At 55.5% G+C, this 18181-nt stretch carries 21 protein-coding genes; 13 read left to right on the top strand and 8 right to left on the bottom strand.

Annotated features, from left to right (window positions below; all coding sequences use genetic code 11):
- Positions 1-114: 114 nt before the first annotated feature.
- On the bottom strand, positions 115-1302 hold the full coding sequence (gene metC, locus ACWHWP_RS19900) for a cystathionine beta-lyase (protein WP_039262935.1): 1188 nt from the start codon (positions 1300-1302) through the stop codon (positions 115-117).
- A gap of 251 nt (positions 1303-1553) precedes the next feature.
- On the opposite strand from metC, the gene exbB reads away from it, so the two are divergent.
- From exbB to ACWHWP_RS19885, 3 genes are all read left to right on the top strand, one after another.
- Positions 1554-2285 (top strand): tol-pal system-associated acyl-CoA thioesterase, encoded by a 732-nt coding sequence (gene exbB / locus ACWHWP_RS19895; protein ID WP_047347847.1) that lies wholly within the window; start codon positions 1554-1556, stop codon positions 2283-2285.
- A gap of 4 nt (positions 2286-2289) precedes the next feature.
- Positions 2290-2715 carry a TonB system transport protein ExbD gene (gene exbD / locus ACWHWP_RS19890; protein WP_047347848.1) on the top strand — a complete coding sequence of 142 codons (426 nt, stop codon included), beginning with the start codon at positions 2290-2292 and terminating at the stop codon, positions 2713-2715.
- Positions 2716-3040: 325 nt separating this feature from the next.
- On the top strand, positions 3041-4492 hold the full coding sequence (locus ACWHWP_RS19885) for a methyl-accepting chemotaxis protein (RefSeq protein ID WP_447856192.1): 1452 nt from the start codon (positions 3041-3043) through the stop codon (positions 4490-4492).
- Here the strand turns inward: ACWHWP_RS19885 and ACWHWP_RS19880 are convergent.
- Complete coding sequence (locus ACWHWP_RS19880) at positions 4489-4935, bottom strand: cytoplasmic protein (protein ID WP_447856191.1); 447 nt, start codon at positions 4933-4935, stop codon at positions 4489-4491. The two genes, ACWHWP_RS19885 and ACWHWP_RS19880, sit on opposite strands and share 4 nt — an antisense overlap.
- Before the next feature lies 1 nt (position 4936).
- Positions 4937-5341: a hypothetical protein gene (locus tag ACWHWP_RS19875; RefSeq protein ID WP_047347851.1), complete on the bottom strand. Its 405-nt coding sequence runs from the start codon at positions 5339-5341 to the stop codon at positions 4937-4939.
- Between the two features lie 103 nt (positions 5342-5444).
- Between ACWHWP_RS19875 and ACWHWP_RS19870 the strand changes: the two genes are divergently transcribed.
- Both ACWHWP_RS19870 and ACWHWP_RS19865 read left to right on the top strand, forming a co-directional pair.
- Positions 5445-5948, top strand: a complete 504-nt coding sequence (locus tag ACWHWP_RS19870; RefSeq protein ID WP_008499806.1) for an ESA_00282 family adhesion-associated protein — start codon at positions 5445-5447, stop codon at positions 5946-5948.
- Positions 5949-6029: 81 nt separating this feature from the next.
- Positions 6030-6518 (top strand): TIGR00645 family protein, encoded by a 489-nt coding sequence (locus ACWHWP_RS19865; RefSeq protein WP_047347852.1) that lies wholly within the window; start codon positions 6030-6032, stop codon positions 6516-6518.
- 102 nt (positions 6519-6620) lie between these two features.
- Here ACWHWP_RS19865 and ACWHWP_RS19860 read toward each other — a convergent pair whose 3' ends face one another.
- A complete protein-coding gene (locus ACWHWP_RS19860) occupies positions 6621-7661 on the bottom strand; it encodes an aldo/keto reductase (protein WP_063430993.1) in 1041 nt (346 codons plus the stop codon).
- Between the two features lie 219 nt (positions 7662-7880).
- On the opposite strand from ACWHWP_RS19860, the gene ACWHWP_RS19855 reads away from it, so the two are divergent.
- The 3 genes from ACWHWP_RS19855 (at position 7881) to ACWHWP_RS19845 (ending at position 10267) form a co-directional block, all read left to right on the top strand.
- Positions 7881-9428 carry a methyl-accepting chemotaxis protein gene (locus ACWHWP_RS19855; protein WP_063430991.1) on the top strand — a complete coding sequence of 516 codons (1548 nt, stop codon included), beginning with the start codon at positions 7881-7883 and terminating at the stop codon, positions 9426-9428.
- 127 nt (positions 9429-9555) lie between these two features.
- Positions 9556-9810, top strand: coding sequence for a hypothetical protein (locus ACWHWP_RS19850; protein ID WP_063957071.1), 255 nt, complete (start codon positions 9556-9558; stop codon positions 9808-9810).
- Between the two features lie 202 nt (positions 9811-10012).
- A complete protein-coding gene (locus tag ACWHWP_RS19845) occupies positions 10013-10267 on the top strand; it encodes a hypothetical protein (protein WP_063957069.1) in 255 nt (84 codons plus the stop codon).
- Between the two features lie 44 nt (positions 10268-10311).
- Here ACWHWP_RS19845 and ACWHWP_RS19840 read toward each other — a convergent pair whose 3' ends face one another.
- From ACWHWP_RS19840 to yghU, 4 genes are all read right to left on the bottom strand, one after another.
- Positions 10312-10638: a helix-turn-helix domain-containing transcriptional regulator gene (locus tag ACWHWP_RS19840; RefSeq protein WP_063957065.1), complete on the bottom strand. Its 327-nt coding sequence runs from the start codon at positions 10636-10638 to the stop codon at positions 10312-10314.
- Between the two features lie 12 nt (positions 10639-10650).
- On the bottom strand, positions 10651-10983 hold the full coding sequence (locus tag ACWHWP_RS19835) for a type II toxin-antitoxin system RelE/ParE family toxin (protein WP_447856190.1): 333 nt from the start codon (positions 10981-10983) through the stop codon (positions 10651-10653).
- Between the two features lie 191 nt (positions 10984-11174).
- Positions 11175-11507 (bottom strand): glycine zipper domain-containing protein, encoded by a 333-nt coding sequence (locus tag ACWHWP_RS19830; RefSeq protein WP_447856189.1) that lies wholly within the window; start codon positions 11505-11507, stop codon positions 11175-11177.
- A 155-nt stretch (positions 11508-11662) separates the two neighbouring features.
- A complete protein-coding gene (yghU, locus tag ACWHWP_RS19825) occupies positions 11663-12529 on the bottom strand; it encodes a glutathione-dependent disulfide-bond oxidoreductase (RefSeq protein WP_059312546.1) in 867 nt (288 codons plus the stop codon).
- A gap of 245 nt (positions 12530-12774) precedes the next feature.
- Between yghU and ACWHWP_RS19820 the strand changes: the two genes are divergently transcribed.
- The 5 genes from ACWHWP_RS19820 to ACWHWP_RS19800 are packed head-to-tail and all read left to right on the top strand — an operon-like array spanning position 12775 to position 18158.
- Entirely contained in the window at positions 12775-14364 is a 1590-nt protein-coding gene (locus ACWHWP_RS19820) for an ABC transporter substrate-binding protein (protein WP_063430985.1), read from the top strand.
- A 45-nt stretch (positions 14365-14409) separates the two neighbouring features.
- On the top strand, positions 14410-15363 hold the full coding sequence (locus ACWHWP_RS19815; protein WP_080471866.1) for an ABC transporter permease: 954 nt from the start codon (positions 14410-14412) through the stop codon (positions 15361-15363).
- A 5-nt stretch (positions 15364-15368) separates the two neighbouring features.
- Positions 15369-16214 carry an ABC transporter permease gene (locus ACWHWP_RS19810; protein ID WP_023294546.1) on the top strand — a complete coding sequence of 282 codons (846 nt, stop codon included), beginning with the start codon at positions 15369-15371 and terminating at the stop codon, positions 16212-16214.
- A complete protein-coding gene (locus ACWHWP_RS19805; protein ID WP_063430983.1) occupies positions 16207-17184 on the top strand; it encodes an ABC transporter ATP-binding protein in 978 nt (325 codons plus the stop codon). The genes ACWHWP_RS19810 and ACWHWP_RS19805 overlap by 8 nt, the downstream gene beginning before the upstream one ends.
- Entirely contained in the window at positions 17181-18158 is a 978-nt protein-coding gene (locus tag ACWHWP_RS19800) for an ABC transporter ATP-binding protein (RefSeq protein ID WP_447856188.1), read from the top strand. The genes ACWHWP_RS19805 and ACWHWP_RS19800 overlap by 4 nt, the downstream gene beginning before the upstream one ends.
- Positions 18159-18181 lie beyond the last annotated feature (23 nt).

Raw genomic sequence — 18181 nt, 5'->3', positions numbered from 1 at the left:
ACTATTGTACTCCCTTATTCGCCCGTCGGGTTTGATCCCGGGCGCAACTCATGCAGACTTTTCTGCTTGCAGTGTCCACAAATGCGTCCAGGGAGTACATTTTCAGCCAGCACTCTACACGATACGCTCAAACCCTGCTGCTAAATCCGCAATTAAATCGTCCACATTTTCTAAACCAATATGCAGCCGGATCAGGGTGCCGCTGAAGTCCACTTCGCCCCCGGGGCGCAGGGCCGCGACCTGCTCCGGCTGGTTAGGCAGGATCAGGGATTCAAAACCGCCCCAGGAGTAGGCCATGCTGAAGAGGGTAAAATTATCCAGATAGCTTGCCAGCTCGTCGTTATTCAGCCGTTTTTTCAGCACGAACGAGAACAGACCGCTGCTGCCTGTAAAGTCACGCTGCCAGAATTCATGACCTTTACTGCCGGGCAGCGCGGGATGATTAACGCGCTCCACCAGCGGGTGCTGCGCCAGCCATTCGGCCACCTTCAGGCTGCTTTCATGGTGCTGACGCAGGCGAACCCCCAGCGTGCGGAGTCCGCGGCTGGTCATGTACGCCGTGTCTGCATCCACCATCTGGCCCATCAGGTAGGCATTTTCACGCAGCTGGTCCCAGCAGCGCGCGTTGGAGACCGCGGTTCCAATCATGCCGTCAGAGTGGCCAATCAGGTATTTCGTCGCCGCCTGGATGGAGATATCGATGTCGAACTCCAGCGCTTTAAACAGCACGCCTGCCGCCCAGGTGTTGTCGATCATGACGATTGCCTCTGGCGCTTTGCTGCGCACGGCCTTCACGATAGCCGGCACGTCGTGGACTTCCATGGTGAGCGAACCCGGAGATTCCAGGAACACAATGCGCGTGTTTGGCTGAATAAGTTCGGCAATGCCTTCGCCAATCAGCGGGTCGAACCAGCCGGTCGTGACGCCGAGCTTGCTGAGGATTTTGGTACAGAAGTCCTGGCTGGGTTCATAGGCGGTGTTGGTCATCAGGATATGGTCGCCCTGTTCCACAAACGCCAGAATAGTGTTGGCCACCGCAGCCGCCCCGCACGGGAACAGCGCGCAGCCTGCGCCGCCCTCCAGCTCGCACATGGCTTCCTGCAGGGAAAAATGGGTTAGCGTGCCGCGACGGCCATAAAACAGCCCGCCTTTAGCGCGATTGCGCGTGGCGATTTTTTTCTCCTCAACGGTGTCAAACACCAGCGAGGAGGCGCGCTGAATCACGCTGTTGACCGATCCCTGAGTGTATTTTTTGCTGCGTCCAGCCTGTACCAGCGTGGTATCAAGATGCTTCTTTGTCATGTTCGCTAACCCTGTTTTTATACGTCTGGACGTCCAGACTACCACGATTGGAAAAAACTGCACCCGCAGGCTTATCGAATAAGCAGAAAATTTCAGCAAAAAAACGCATAAGAAATTTTTACTGCGTAAGCGCAAGGAAAGTGAACGAAAATTGCGGCACCATGTAAATACTAATGAGAACGACTATCAATTCGACGACGTTTTGATATTATTACGGTCAGATTTTGTGATTTGCGTCCTGGAGATACAGAGTGGGTAATAATTTGATGCAGACGGATCTCTCCGTTTGGGGCATGTATCAGCATGCTGACATCGTGGTTAAGATTGTGATGATCGGCCTGATTCTGGCGTCCGTTGTCACCTGGGCTATTTTCTTCAGCAAGAGCGCCGAGCTGCTTTCGCAGAAGCGTCGCCTCAAGCGGGAACAATTGCAGCTGGCTGAAGCCCGCTCTCTGGATCAGGCCTCGGATATGACCTCATCCTTCCATGCGAAAAGCCTGACCACCCTGTTAGTGAATGAAGCACAGAACGAACTGGAACTCTCCGCAGGCAGTGAAGATAACGAAGGCATCAAAGAACGTACCGGCTTCCGCCTGGAGCGTCGCGTTGCGGCCGTTGGCCGACACATGGGGCGTGGCAATGGTTATCTGGCGACCATTGGTGCAATCTCACCGTTTATCGGTCTTTTCGGTACCGTATGGGGCATCATGAACAGCTTTATCGGTATCGCGCAGACCCAAACCACCAACCTGGCGGTTGTGGCACCGGGCATCGCAGAAGCGCTGCTGGCGACGGCAATCGGTCTGGTCGCCGCTATCCCGGCGGTGGTTATCTACAACATCTTCGCACGCATGATTGGCAGCTACAAAGCCACACTCGGCGATGTTGCCGCGCAGGTTCTGCTGCTGCAAAGCCGCGATCTCGACCTGAATGCCAGCTCGGTTAAGCCGGTGCATGCGGCGTCTAAACTGCGCGCAGGTTGATACGATGGCGATGCGTCTAAACGAAAATCTGGACGATAACGGCGAAATGCATGAAATCAACGTGACGCCGTTTATCGACGTCATGCTGGTTCTGCTGATTATCTTCATGGTGGCTGCGCCGCTGGCGACGGTCGACGTGAAGGTAAACCTGCCTGCCTCATCCAGCCAGCCACAGCCGCGCCCGGAGAAGCCTGTCTACCTGTCAGTGAAGGCGGATAAATCCATGTTCCTCGGCAACGATCCGGTGACGGCGGACTCCGTCATCCCGGCGCTGGAGCAGCTTACGGGCGGTAAGAAAGACACCACGGTCTTCTTCCGTGCGGATAAAACCGTTGATTACGAAACCATGATGAAGGTAATGGACACGCTGCATCAGGCGGGGTACCTGAAGATTGGGCTGGTCGGCGAAGAGAAAGCGGCCGCGAAATGATATGCTATCGTAGCGGAATGTAGGCCGGGTAAGCGCAGCGCCACCCGGCAAGACAGGCGGCTGGTGAAAGCCGCCTTTTTTGTTTTCTTCTACGCGAAATCGTTATTATTTTCTGCTGTTTGTCCCCATACTTCATATTTATTAATCAATAAAGCCATAGTTAATAATCTATTGATAGTTAAGTAAATATCAATATTCTGCTGCGCTTTTAAAATATATCTTTTGTTGAAATGGCGTCGCGGAATATCCCCACTACGCTTAAAAAAGATAATAAAAACAGACCTTCTTCGAAGGATCTTTTCATCTGCACAGCAAGAGACTCCCTATGGCTACGATGACATGGCTGTATCCGCACGCGCCTCAAAACGACCAGTTCTCGCTTTCTGCAATTCGACGACGCGCCGACAGGCTAATACTGGGGCTTATCTGGTCGATGTGGGGCATCTCGCTAGGCGTAGGTTATATAAACGAGAATATTGTGCAGGGTGCGGTTGTTGGCACCTCGCTGGCCGGTTTATCGACACTGCTAACGCTGTTGCTTCCCGGCACGCTGCTGCTCCGACTGAGCTCTGCGTTTGTGCTAATGGCATTTTCCGCGTTGCTCATTCATCTGGGCGAGGGGGAAACCGAATACCATTTTTCTGTTTTCGTCCTGCTTTCCGCGCTGCTTGCCTGGCGAGACTGGCGGCCCCTGGTGATGGGGGCTGCGGTCATCGCGTTACATCATCTGGTATTTAACTACCTACAGGAAAACGACCTTTACGGTGTCGTGGTGTTCATGCACACCGGCTTTCATATGGTGGTTTTTCATGGTCTTTTTGTGGTGGTCCAGACCGCGATCCTGGTCCTGCTGGCGATACGAATGGAGCAGGACGCCCGTTCAGCGAGCGAGGTGGCAAGGCTCGCGGGCGTGATCAACAGCGAGCCAGGGTACCTCACGCTTGCCATTGATGCGGTGCCGGCAGAGTCCCCTTTTGCCCGCACCTTTAGCCTGACGCTTGGCACTATGCGTGCCACGCTTGAGCAGGTCAGCGTCAATATCGGGCAACTGCTGGAGGCATCCCGCGCGTTAGGACAGCGCAACAGCGCGCTGTCGGAACGAACCGATCATCAGGCAAGCTCGCTGGCAACGGCGGCCAGTGCGATGGAACAGTTAAGGGCAGTCGCAACCCTGACCAGTGAAAAAGCCAGCCAGGTCAGGGAGGTGGCGTTTAGCACCAGTAACGTGGCGGAACAGGGGGGCCATAACGTACGGCAGGCGATTGCGGCGATGGAACACATTCGCGAGGAGTCGCAGCGTATTTACGCCATTCTGGAGCTGATCGACGGGATTGCATTTCAGACAAATATCCTGTCGCTCAACGCCTCGGTCGAGGCTGCAAGAGCGGGCGAACATGGCAAAGGCTTTGCGGTGGTTGCCTCGGAAGTGCGCGTATTGGCCCAGCGCAGCGAGGGGGCTGCAAAAGAGATCCGCCAGCTTCTGACCGCATCGCAGGCGACCACGCAGCAGGGCGTCGAGCAGGTTGAGCATGCCGGTATGACAATGAAGTCGATCATTGAGAGTATCGAAGGGCTCCGCTCTCTGCTTGAAGAGCTGTCTCAGATGAGCGAGCAGCAGCGGGCAAGCATTGCGCAGATGAACGACAGTATTGCCAGCATCGATGCCAGCGTGCAGGAGAATGTGCGACACGTTGCGCAAACATTGCAGGTAGCCGACGCGCAGCGACAGCAGACGGGTCAGTTAAAAGAGGCGATTGCCGTCTTCAGATTTAACTAGCTTTGCTTTTCAGAAGGGGGGCTGGTGTCAGACGCCAGCGCGTCCTCATCCAGCGCAACGCAGGTGACGTTTGAGGTACGGTACTCACCGTCTGACAGTTTGCGCGTCAGGCGCAGGGTGGCAATTTCACGGGCAAGCAGATACTGGTAATTGGCCTCGAGGCGTCCAAGAAGCTTCTCTTTCAGCTCGGGACGCTGTTCAATGATGGCGTTCATCACGGCACCGTAAATTTCTTCTTTTACCTGCAGAGGATAAATCTCGCGGCGATTCTGCCATTTCAGATGGACCAGCGTCGCCGGGATCGATACCAGGTCTTGTGTAATTCGCGTCATCTCGGCATTTTTTGTTTTTCGCAGCGCGTCGAGATTTTGCTTTAAGATAAATTCATCACTTTTTTTATCATCTAAAGTCAAATAAACGTCGTTATTTTTAACTTCTGTCACGTTAATCTTCCCCCAGGCTATAAAAAATTGGGTTGTTTTTTTCTCGCGTAATTAAGTTAAGCCAAATTTCATTGCCCGCTTCATTAATTTCTTTGGTTTTCTCGGCCATTATTTGACTTAGTTTCTGGGCATCTATTTCACCTTCGGCCTGCAGGTCGTTCAGCAGGTGGACAAAGGCTTCAATTTTTATGGCGCGAAATAAGCGGTCCTTTATATGACGATCGTGCTCTTCCAGCAACATATTACGGGATTTGCCGGTGCGGGAAACACCAATTAATATATCAGGCTCGAAATCAGAGAGCTTTCTTTTCCCCTGAGTGAAACTGACCTCTTTTTCTGCTTCCGTCGGTTGCTGTTCCACAGGCGTAATATGATACTTAGCCGGGACGAGATAGTCGGGCAGCATTTTTAATTTCCTTTAATTTCAACAGGGTGGGGTTGGTAAAGGCGTGAGATTCGTTGACAATATCATGAGGCAAATTTAAAATCAAAAAAAATGGAGCCTACCCATGAACAGCATCTTTTTTACGGTCATCACATTACTATTACTGACCGCTGGTGTTCTTTTATTGATGCAGGAGTTCAATAAAACGAAAGTGTCGAAAGACACCAGTGAACCCCCACAACCGGAGCTCATGACAAAAGAGGAAGGTGAAGACCATTTCTCTGTATTGATGAACTCCGTTACGCCTGTTTGGTACTGGCGGGTGAACCACGAATATATCGACTTTTTACATGCGACAATTAAACGTATGAAAATGTCGGAAATTAATGACACGCCTGGACTGTTTGAGGCGCAGCGTCGTTGTAGCGACCTGAATTCAGCCGTGTATAAATATTATGACAATATCAAAAAGCGCTGCCTTAACGGCGAGAAGGTATCTTATTCCGACCTGGACGTATTAAATTTGCGTCAGTGTTTTCGTGAGTTCAGCCTGGAAGCCTACCCGGAACTGGTGGTATTGGTCTGGCCGGAGTATGCCCGTCCGGAGGTTAACCCAGACAACGTCTGAGTAACGTACTGGTTAGCTATTGCAAACAGTCAGCGCCGTTGAGATATACTGGGCGCTGGTTTCTTTTGCAAACAGGACTTTATGGAACGCTTTTTTGAAAATGCCATGTACGCCTCCCGCTGGATACTGGCCCCCGTCTATTTTGGCCTTTCGCTGGCACTTGTCGCGCTGACGATTAAGTTCTTTCAGGAAATCTGGCATGTTCTGCCGAACATTTTTTCCATTGCCGAAGCAGATTTAATTCTGGTTCTGCTGTCGCTGGTGGATATGACCCTGGTGGGGGGACTGCTGGTGATGGTGATGTTCTCCGGCTACGAGAATTTTGTCTCCCAGCTCGATATCGACGAGCGTAAAGAAAAGCTCAGCTGGCTGGGCAAAATGGATGCCTCGTCGCTGAAGAACAAGGTGGCCGCATCGATTGTGGCGATCTCCTCTATCCACCTGCTGCGCGTATTCATGGACGCGAAGAACGTGCCGGATAACAAACTGATGTGGTACGTCATCATCCATCTGACGTTTGTGCTGTCGGCGTTTGTGATGGGATATCTGGATAAGATCAGTAAGAAATAAAGTACACCTCACCCCTCACTCTAACCCTCTTCCCAAAGGGGAGAGGGGACCGCTCGGTGTGGCCTTTCTCCCTCTCCCTGCGGGAGAGGGCCGGGGTGAGGGCTATTTATCCGACGACGCCTGCCAAAGATTCAACTCCCCATCCGCAACGTGCTGGTCAATCCGCTTGAGTTCGTCCTCCGTAAAGCGCAGGTTTTCCAGCGCCTGAACATTCTCTTCCAGCTGTTCCGGACGGCTTGCGCCGATCAGCACCGATGTTACACGTTCATCCTTGAGCAGCCAGCTTAGCGCCATCTGCGCCATCGTCTGACCGCGGGCATGAGCCATCTCATTCAGCAAACGCAGGCTGTTCAGGTTGGCGTCGGTCAGCATTTTTTCCGTCAGGCCGCGTACCTTCTTACCTTCACGCTGCATGCGTGAACCTTCAGGAATACCGTTCAGGTATTTTCCGGTCAGCAGCCCCTGCGCCAGGGGCGTAAACGCGATGCAGCCCGTACCGTTTTTCTCAAGCGTATCCAGCAGGCCGGTGTGATCCACCCAGCGGTTGAGCAAGTTATAGGATGGCTGATGAATTAGCAGCGGGATTTTCCACTCGCGAAGCAGGTCGGCCATTTTCTGCGTGCGCTCCGTTGAATAGGACGATATCCCAACGTACAGCGCTTTCCCGCTCTGCACGGCGTGGGCCAGCGCAGCGGCAGTCTCTTCCATCGGCGTGTTTTCATCCACGCGGTGGGAGTAGAAAATATCCACGTACTCGACGCCCATACGCTTCAGGCTCTGGTCGAGGCTGGCGAGCAGATACTTACGCGAACCGCCCGAACCGTACGGTCCCGGCCACATATCGTATCCCGCCTTGGTGGAGATGATCAGCTCGTCGCGATACGCGGCAAAATCCTCGCGCAGCAGGCGGCCGAAATTCTCTTCCGCGCTGCCCGCCGGCGGGCCGTAGTTATTGGCGAGATCGAAATGGGTAATGCCGAGGTCGAAGGCTTTGCGCAGCAGCGCGCGCTGGGCATCAAGAGGCTGTACGTGGCCGAAGCTGTGCCACAGACCCAGCGACAGCGCAGGAAGGCGCAGGCCGCTGTTTCCACAGTAGCGGTACTGCATATGTTCATAGCGGGTAGCGTCAGGGTACCAGGACATGATGTCTCCTTTTCTTATCGATAATTTTTTGAAACGTCGTTTTCATTCTGAACTTATCACAACACTCAGTGCGAAGATAATGGTTAACGGTGGCTGTGCGACCAGTGAAGCCACGCTAATTAAAAATGATCACAAAACGTTATAATTTCCCTGTTTCCTGCCGATAACGAGAGGAGTACTCGCCTCTGGGCGAATTCACCCTCACGGCAAGGAAGACTTATGAACATGCTCCGTAATTTTACGATCCGCTTCGTCATGCTGACGATTCTCGGGATCTTTTGTTTAATGTGGGCGGGCGTTGGCTTGTACAGCACCTGGTCCCTTTCTCGCGTTTCAGATGGCAATGAGGTGGACCGCCAGCTGGTTAAACAGATGACGGTACTCAGCCAGGGCAACGATCAGTATTTCCGCTTTGTGACCCGTCTGAGCCGCGCAATGGAAGTCAAAGCCGCAGGCGGCACGCCGGATCTGGCCTCTGCCCAGCAGGCGCTGGATAACATGGGCAAGAAACTGGCCGAGATGAAAGCGATCTCTCCAGGCCCGATGGATGAGCAGATCTCTTCCCGGGTGATTGGCACCTGGCAGGCGCTGCTTGAGCAGGGCGTCACGCCGCAAATGCAGCAGGCGAAGCAGGGGGCTCTGGAGGGTTACCGCCAGCAGGCCAACAACGTTACGCCGCCGCTGAGCCGCGCGTTCGGTGCGGCTGCTGAGGCGTTCAACAATGCTGCCGCGAAGTCCCTCGACAGCACCCGCGTGGTGGTGGACGGCCTGACCAGCATGACCCGCACGGTGATTATCGTCGCCACGATTATCGGCCTGCTGATCCTGCTCTTCACCGACCGCTACCTGGTGGCGATGCTGGTCAAACCGCTGGACCGCATCCGTCAGCAGTTCCGCCAGATTGCCCAGGGCGATCTCAGCCAGCCTATTGAGCCGTTCGGACGCAACTGTGTGGGACAGCTGGTGCCTCTGCTGAGCGCCATGCAGGATAGCCTGCGCGAAGCGGTCAGCACGATTCGCTCCGGAAGCGAGAATATCTGGCGCGGTGCGACGGAGATCTCCAGCGGTAACAACGATCTCTCTTCCCGTACCGAAGAGCAGGCGGCCGCGCTGGAAGAGACGGCGGCCAGCATGGAACAGCTGACCGCCACGGTGAAGCTGAACGCGGAAAGTGCGCGTCAGGCAAGCCAGCTGGCAGATGTGGCCTCAACCACCGCAAGCCGCGGCGGCTCGCTGGTGGAAGAGGTCGTGAGCACCATGAGCGGTATTTCTGAAAGCTCGAAGAAAATTGCTGAAATTACTAACGTCATCAACAGCATTGCCTTCCAGACCAATATTCTGGCGCTTAACGCGGCGGTTGAAGCGGCGCGCGCGGGCGAACAGGGTCGTGGTTTCGCGGTAGTGGCTGGCGAAGTTCGTAACCTGGCAAGCCGCAGCGCCAACGCCGCCAAAGAGATTGAGGGGCTGATTACCGATTCGGTTTCCCGCGTTGAGCAGGGGGCGCAGCTGGTGAGCGACACCGGCACAACCATGGATGCCATTTTGCGGGATGTCACGGAAGTGACGACCATTATGAAGCAAATCGCATCGGCTTCTGAGGAGCAAAGTAAGGGGATTTCTCAGGTCGGTATCGCCATTACCCAGATGGACGGCGTCACCCAGCAAAACGCCTCGCTGGTGGAGGAAGTTTCCGCCGCGGCGGCGGCGCTGGAGCGCCAGACCGAAGATCTTCAGCGCTCGGTGCAAAAATTCCGCCTTACGGCATAACGCTATTTTGCAAGGCCGCCCCGTGCGGCCTTGCTTTATTAGCGCCTTTCACATTCAGGTCTCTCTGAAACTGCTATTCTTTGGCTAACCCCACTGACGTTCTGGGCTCCTTCCACGAGGTGTTGCTATGAACAGATCGTTATTTGCCATCTCTGTCCTTTCGTTCATTTTCATGGTGCTGTTCCCGATTTCTGCCAGCGCGACCGAGCAGGCGCAGGAACGTCGCGTGGCGCGTGATGTCAGGCAGGAAACCCGCGATGCGTCACGCCAGGTGAAGCAGACCTGCGTGGCGAGCAATAACCAGAGTAATCACGACTGCCGTCAGGACAAGCGGCAGATGAAGCAGGCTGGCAGACAGAAAGCGCGGGACATCAAGTATTAATGCAGCAGATGAGGCGGCATGCGGGAATATCTCTTGCCGCCTTTTGCAATAGCGTTAGTCAATCTCTTTCAAGTATTAATTTATCCTCTTGTAACAACATATTTGGCATTTTCTGCATATTCCAAATCCTGAAAATTAATATTCTCTTAAGCCTCACCCGACATAATTAGTTTTCTTCCAGATACCGGAAATAATACAATTTATGAAAAAACCTATTATTTTACTTGCTGCCCTGGCAGGTTTTGCTATGGTCAATACAGCCATGGCTCAGAGCGTTACGGTCGATGTTCCGGCCGGGTATAAGGTCGTTATTGTTCCGCAGTCCACTTCAGTTCCGGAGGCGGTAAGCGTTGCGCCTGCGCCTGCACCCGCTCCGGTTTATCACCCGCGTGCGCGCCATGTGGCGAGCGTGGCAGAAGGGATGGTGATTGAACATCAGTATGACGATCGTCATTGATGCTTCGCCCGGGTATCACATCCGGGCCAACTTTGAAGCACCTCTCACGCTGTTGCGTTTAACCCTGCTGTTGCAATTCGGGAGATCGGGTATCCGGTTGCAGATGCCACTTCTGCGATACGCTTAAATGAGGGGTTACCGTTTGGTGAAAGTGATTTATAGAGTGATTCGCGAGAAATACCTGCACGTTTTGCGATGACAGTCATCCCGCCAGAGGCTTCAATAACATGCCGTAAAGCCAGCATGAACGCCTCATAGCCTCCGGGCTCGTCAATTTCAATGAAAGCCTGATGAAGATATACGGGCGCGAAATCCGGAGAATCTTTCAGGAGTTGTACCATTGCGTCATCATGAAGTACTGATTTAGCCATTCTGATTTCCTCTTATATTCTGCGCTTGTAGTCGTTGAGATACTCAACGGCCCTTTCAATATCTGCATTTTGCTTTTTTTTAGTTCCAGTCAATAGCACCAGACTCACTGCGCCATCTGCCGGATCGGAGACTTCGCTAAAATAGACACGGTAACCCGGCCCCTGGTTAATTCTGAGTTCTGAAACGCTCTCTCTGCATGATTTGCAATCACCATAGTTATCCGTTGACATTCTGGCGACACGCGTAGCAATCATGGCTTTTGCTATGGGATCTTTCACACTTCTCAGATATGTATCAAAAGGGTCATACCCGTCTGCTGTGATGTAGTGTTTAACCTTAGCCATTATTGTAGCCTGTAGTTTACGATAAGCAAATGCATTGTAATCTTCAGGCTACGACAGGCAATTGTTCACAGAGTTGTGACAGAGGGGAAAATGTGATTTCTGAAAGCGGATCGCAAAAATTAGAGACCTGGGGCAGGGGGTATTACTGAATAAGGAGGCCGGGCTCGCAGAGCGCTGCCCGGCGATATCTGTCAGTGAGTCGCTTCACCAATCAGTGCGCCTGTACCCGCGCCGACGGCCGCACTTTTCAGCACGCTCTTCCCGGTTACCGCCGCAGCGCCCGCGCCCACGGCGGCCCCTACCGCGCCGCCCTTACGCGCGGCTTTACCCTTGTCACCATTTTTGAACATGGCACCGGTACCTGCGCCCACGACAGCGCCGCCAACGGTCGATTTCAGATCTTTGCCCGTGGCCGCGCCAATGGCAGCGCCCGCAACCGCGCCTGCGGCAGTTTTGTCGATGGCCATTCCCGAGGTGGAAAACATGAGGGCGCTGATAACCAGCGTAGTTTTAATCAGTTTCATAACAGATCCTTTGTGACTGCTGTCGGTTGAGACGTCATCTCTCTGCGTTTGACAGGAGAGAAACGGCCAGATAGTGCCAGCAACACCGGCCCAACCTTTAGGCTAATCATGCCCTGAGCAAGGATCTGCCGGGCGGCGAACCGCCCGGCCAGTCGTCACGCCTGACGCTTATCTTCCGTATTCGTCTCAAAGTCGCTCGCCGCGTGGCGCTCGTGGAGCTGCTCGTTCAGCTCGCCGCTGGTGCGGTTAACGATGCGTCCGCGCTTGACGGCATGGCGGTTCGCCACGTCTTTCGCCCAGCGCTGCACGTGAGTGTACTTCTCTGCGTCGAGGAACTCGGCGGCGTTATAGACGCTGCCCAGCGCCACGCAGCCGAACCATGGCCAGATGGCGATATCCGCGATGGTGTACTCCTCACCCGCGACGTAACGACCGCGCGCAAGCTGTTTATCCAGCACGTCGAACAGGCGCTTGGCTTCCATGGTGAAGCGGTCAATCGCGTACTCAATTTTCACCGGCGCGTAGTTGTAGAAGTGACCAAAGCCGCCGCCGAGGAACGGCGCCGCGCCCTGGAGCCAGAACAGCCAGTTCAGCGTCTCGGTGCGTCCTGCCGGATCTTTCGGCAGGAAGTGACCGAACTTCTCTGCCAGATAGAGCAGGATATTGCCGGATTCAAATACGCGCGTTGGCGGGGTCGTGGAGTAGTCGCGAAGTGCCGGTATTTTCGAGTTCGGGTTCACATCAACAAAGCCGCTGGAGAACTGGTCGCCCTCGCCGATGCGGATCAACCACGCGTCGTACTCCGCGCCCGTCACGCCCAGCGCCAGCAGCTCTTCGAGCATAATCGTCACTTTCTGGCCGTTGGGTGTACCCAGAGAGTAGAGCTGCAGCGGGTGAGAGCCGACAGGAAGATCTTTCTCATGCGTTGCGCCGGAAATCGGACGGTTGATGTTGGCGAACGCGCCGCCGCCGTTTTTATTCCATTCCCATACTTTTGGTGGCTGATACGTGTTGTCTGACATGTTGGCCTGCCTTTTTAGTGATGTGTTGAGGCAGTGTAGCAGGAGATTTGTGAACCGTTTAACGTTGTGAGCGCAAGCAATTAACCGCTATTCCTTCTGGCGCTTATATATATCAAATCCGGCATAAGCTTAATCGAAAATCGCATTTTCATAATTAATGCGTAAATGAATAAAGCTGCATATGATGCTTCAACATAAATAAAAGATGCAGTAATAAACACTTTATAAGGCAAGGAGTTAGTGAGATGCGCAAGCTTCTGTTATCGGCAGTGGTCGTTTCGCTCGCGTTAGGCCTGGCGGGCTGTGATGATGCGAAAAATAAAGAGACAAATACGCCCCCGGCGGCAAAAAGCGACGCGCCGAAAGAGGGTGGGTCACTGATTATCGGGATTACCTCCGGCGACCCGTTAGCCGTTAATCCGCTCTACGCCAGCGACCGCACAACGTTAACCATCATGCAGGCGCTCTATGCCCCGCTGTACAGCTTTAATAACGGCAACATCGAGTGGGGCCTGGCGGAAAGCCTGACGCCGTCTGCCGACAACCTGAGCTACACCCTGACGTTAAAACCCAACCTGAAATGGCAGGACGGACAGCCGCTGACGGCGGACGACGTGGTCTTTACGTTCAACAAGCTGCTGGATGCCAAACAGCACAGCTTCTTCCGCAGCATGTTCACCTACGGCGATAAGCCGGTACAGGTGAGCAAGGTTGACGACCGCACCGTTAAATTCACATTACCGCAGGTTAGCGCCGCCTTTACCGGAACCCTGGTGCAGATCTACCCGATCCCGCAGCACGTGTTTGCCGGTGAAGGCGATCTGGAAAAGAGCACCAAAAACGATGCGCCGGTAGGCTCCGGACCGTTCAAATTTAAAGAGTACCGTGCCGGGCAGTATTACGCCCTGACCCGTTTTGACGATTACTGGAACGGCAAAGCGAAGCTTGATTCGGTTACCTACCGTTTCGCCAAAGACAGTAACGCCGCCAACCTGGCGCTGCAAAACGGTGAAATCAACCTCAAGATGGTTGACCCGCAGGATGTGAACCGCCTGAAAAATACCGGTAAGTTCGACTTCGTGGTCTATCCGGAAGGTCGTCTGGCCTATATGACGTTCAACCAGAACGTGCCGGTGATGAAGAGCAAAGAACTGCGTCAGGCCATTGCGTACGCCATCAACAAGGACGAGCTGACCCAGACTGCGTTTACCTCGCTCGACTACGCCAAACCGGCAACGTCTTTCCTGACGCCAGATACGCTTTACAAGACGGATGACGTCGAGCAGTACAAATTCGATCTGCAAAAAGCCAAAGATCTGCTGAAGGCGTCCGGCGCGCCGGATAACCTCAAGCTGCGCCTGGCGTATGTGAACACCAACAAAACCCAGGAGAGCATGGCGCTCTACATTCAGCAGGCGCTGAAGGGCATTGGGGTGAACGTGGAGCTGATGCCGCTGGACTCCAACGCCATGTCTCAGCGCAGCCTCGACATGAACAACACCGCATGGGAGCTGAACCTGGGCGGCTACATCATGGGCTCAGAGCCGGACGGCTATAAATCGCTGTTCATGAGCAACGAGGCCTATAACTACGCGCACTACAAAAATCCGCAGTTCGATGCCCTGTGGGATAAAGGCGCCGTGGAAACCGACGCCGCGAAACGTGCCGATATCTATAAGCAAATTCAGCAGACCGTGGCAAACGACATGACGTACTACCCGATCGCCTATACCAATGCGACCGTCGCGGTGGACAAGCGTTTCGGCGGCACCCAGGAAGCAGAGCCGAAACCGGTTTATCTGTTCCAGGATCTGTCAAAAATCTATCAGAAATAAGCGATTGCCCCGGCCTTCAGGTCGGGGCTTTGGTAAGGGCACGTCGTGAACACACTCCTCACGCGTCGGCTGCTGCAATTGCTGCCGATGCTTTTCTTTATTTCGCTGGTGGCGTTTTTGCTGGTCAAGCTCGCGCCCGGCGATCCGGTAGCGGCGTACATCACGCCGCGTATGGCCCCGGAAGATATCGAACGTATTCGCCAGAGCCTGGGGCTGGATAAGCCGCTGGTCACGCAGTACGTTCTGTGGCTGAAAAACGTCCTGCAGGGCGATCTCGGCTATTCGCTGATTTACCACCGCCCGGTGCTGGAGATGATCGGCGAACGCATTCCGGCCACGCTGGGGCTGATGGGGGCGTCGCTGCTGATGGCGATCGTGCTGGCTATTCCGCTGGGCCTGCTGGCGGGGGCATTTAAGCACCGCTGGCTGGATCACCTGCTGAACCTGTTCGCCTATATCGGCATCTCGGTGCCGATTTTCTGGTTCGGGATCTTGCTCATTACCGTCTTTGCCGTGCAGCTTAACTGGTTTCCCAGCATGGGGATGCGCACTATCGGCGTAGAGGATAACGGGCTGGACGTGCTGCGCCACGGCGTGCTGCCGTGCATTGCGCTCACGTTCTACAACCTCTCAAGCTACGTGCGCTACATTCGCTCTAACACCATTTCGCAGCTCTCCGCCGACTACGTGCAGACCCAGCTTGCTTACGGCGCAACGCGTTCCAGTATTCTGTTCCGCCACGTGCTGAAAAACGTGCTGCTGCCGGTGATTACCCTGTTCGGCCTGTCGTTCGGCGAGCTGATTGTGGGGGCTTATGTGACCGAAAGCGTCTTCTCCTGGCCGGGGATGGGGCTGCTCGGGATCCAGTCGATCGCCTCATTGGACTACCCGCTGATCATGGCGATCATTATGCTTTCGTCGATGATGCTGATCGTCGGTAACCTGATCGCCGATGTGCTTTACCGCTTCGCCGATCCCCGCATTCGTACGCTGAGGTAACCCGGATGAGCAGACGCTGGCAGCAGGTTCGTCACCAGCTGCGCCGCAACCGTCCGGCGCAGTTCTCTCTGTTTGTGCTTTTTATTTTCGTTGTCGCCGCGCTCTGTGCGGGCTTGAGTCCGTACGATCCGGATCGGATGGCGCTCGGCGCGCGCACGCTACCGCCGGATGCCGCGCACTGGTTCGGCACCGATGAATACGGGCGCGACTACTTCACCCGCGCGCTGTATGGCGGCCAGATCTCCCTGATGGTCGGTTTTCTCGCCATGCTCTTTTCCACGCTTATCGGCACGGTGGTGGGAACGGTGAGCGGCTATTTTGGCGGCTGGCTGGATAACCTGATGATGCGCGCCGTGGATATCCTGATGGCCATTCCGGCCTTCTTCCTGCTGCTGGTGGTGAATGCTTACCTCAAGCCGGGCGTGGATAACATCATCCTGATTATCAGCCTGCTGACGTGGATGAACATGTCGCGGCTGGTGCGTGCCGAAACGCTGTCGGTGAAAGAGCGCGAGTATGTGCTTTATGCCCGCGCGTCGGGAGAGCATCCGCTGCGCATTATCGTGCGCCACATTATTCCCGGCGTGCTGCCGACCATTATCGTGGCGGCCACGCTCAACATCGCCTCGGCCATCCTGATGGAATCAACGCTCAGCTTCTTAGGGCTGGGGGTGCAGGCGCCCGCGGCGTCGTGGGGAAGCATGCTTAACAACGCCCAGTCTTATATTGGCGAAGCGTCGTGGCTGGCGATGTTCCCCGGCATTCTGATCCTGCTGACGGTGTTCAGCTTTAACGTGCTGGGCGATGTGTTCCGTACCGCCTTTGAACCGGGAGCGAATCGCGATGAGTAACTTATTAGCGCTTGAGAACCTGCAGACCACGTTCCGCACCCGCGAGGGTGAGGTTCACGCGGTGCGCGGCGTGAGCTTTCAGGTTCAGCCGGGGGAGGTTGTCGGCATCGTCGGCGAGTCGGGCTGCGGGAAAAGCGTCACCTGCAAGTCGATCATTCAGCTTCTGGGGAACAACGGACGCATCGCCGGGGGCAGCATCCGCTTCCAGAACGAGGACCTGGCGCAGAAAACTCCCGCGCAGATGCGCGCCATTCGCGGCAACGAGATTGCGATGATTTTCCAGGATCCGATGACCGCCCTGAACCCGGTGCTGACCATCGGTAAACAGATGGCTGAGATCCTGATGCGCAACAAAGGGCTCAGCAAAAAAGAGGCCAGGGCGGCGGCGATCGCCATGCTGGAACAGGTGGGTATTGCCGAAGCGGAACGCCGGTACGACCAGTATCCGCACGAGTTCAGCGGCGGGATGCGCCAGCGGGTGATGATCGCCATTGCGCTCTCCTGCAACCCGAAGCTTCTTATTGCCGACGAACCGACCACCGCGCTGGACGTGACCATTCAGGCGCAGATCCTGCGCCTGCTGAAAAGCCTGCAGCAGCAGACCCGGACCGCGATTTTGCTGATCACCCACGATCTCGGCGTCGTGGCGCAGGTCTGCAGCCGCGTGGTGGTGATGTACGGCGGGCTGGTGATGGAGGAGGGCAGCGTGGAGGACATTTTTTATCGCCCCGCGCATCCCTACACCCAGGGGCTGCTGGCCTCGCTGCCGCGACCGGATGAGGTGAACCAACGTCTATCGCCGATTGAAGGTTCACCGCCTGGCCTGCTTAACCCGCCGCCGGGCTGCCCGTTCGCGGAACGCTGCCCGAAGCGCATGCCGCAGTGCGAGCGGCAGCCCGCCTTTTACGCCGCCGGCGAGGGCCATCGCGCCGCCTGCTGGCTATGGGCCGATAAGGAGATTCAGGCATGAGTGAACAACAGGCGCCATTAGTGAGCGTGCGCGATCTACGCAAGCACTATCCGCTCAACGGCGGTTTGCTGCGTAAAGGCGTGGCCGTGAAGGCTGTTGATGGCGTGAGCTTTGATATCCAGCCCGGCGAGACGTTTGGCCTGGTGGGGGAGTCCGGCTGCGGAAAATCCACCCTCGGGCGCGCCATACTGCGCCTTTTCGATATCACCTCGGGCGAGATCCACTTTGCCGGGCAGGCGATCGCCCACGCCCGCGAAAGAGAGCTCAAGCCGCTGCGTAAGCGGATGCAGGCGATCTTTCAGGATCCTTACTCCTCGCTCAACCCCGGTATGACGGTGCGACAGCTGGTGGCCGAACCGATGCAGATCCACGGCTACAGCCGCGAAGAACAGCGAGAACGTACGGAAACGCTGCTCTACAAAGTGGGGCTGAAGCACGAACACCTTGAACGGTTCCCGCATGAGTTCAGCGGCGGGCAGCGTCAGCGCATCAGTATTGCCCGCGCGTTGTCCGTGCATCCTGAATTTGTGCTGTGCGATGAGCCGCTCTCGGCGCTGGACGTCTCGGTGCAGGCGCAGGTGGTGAATATTTTGCAGGATCTGCAGCAGGAGCTGGGGCTAACCTATCTGTTTATCGCCCACGATCTCTCCATGGTGCGCCATATCTCCAGCCGCATTGGGGTGATGTATCTCGGTAAGCTGGTAGAGGTTGCCCCGGCGAATGAACTGTATCAGCGTCCGGCACACCCTTACACCCGCGCGCTACTGGCGGCGGTTCCCCAGCCCGATCCACGCATCCGCAATCTCGAAGACGTCACCCTGCGCGGCGATATTCCAGGCCCCACGTCCCCGCTGCCGGGCTGTAAGTTCTGCAGCCGCTGCCCGCACGCCATGCCGGTTTGCCAGACGCAGGAGCCCGCGATGCAGGAGATTGCGCCAGGGCATTTCGCGGCGTGCTGGTTGTTTAAGATTTGAACCTTAAACGTGTCGGGTGGCGC

The sequence above is a fragment of the Enterobacter sp. WI-ESBL-E8 genome (assembly GCF_053364895.1).
This window is presented reverse-complemented; position numbering and strand designations above follow the sequence as displayed.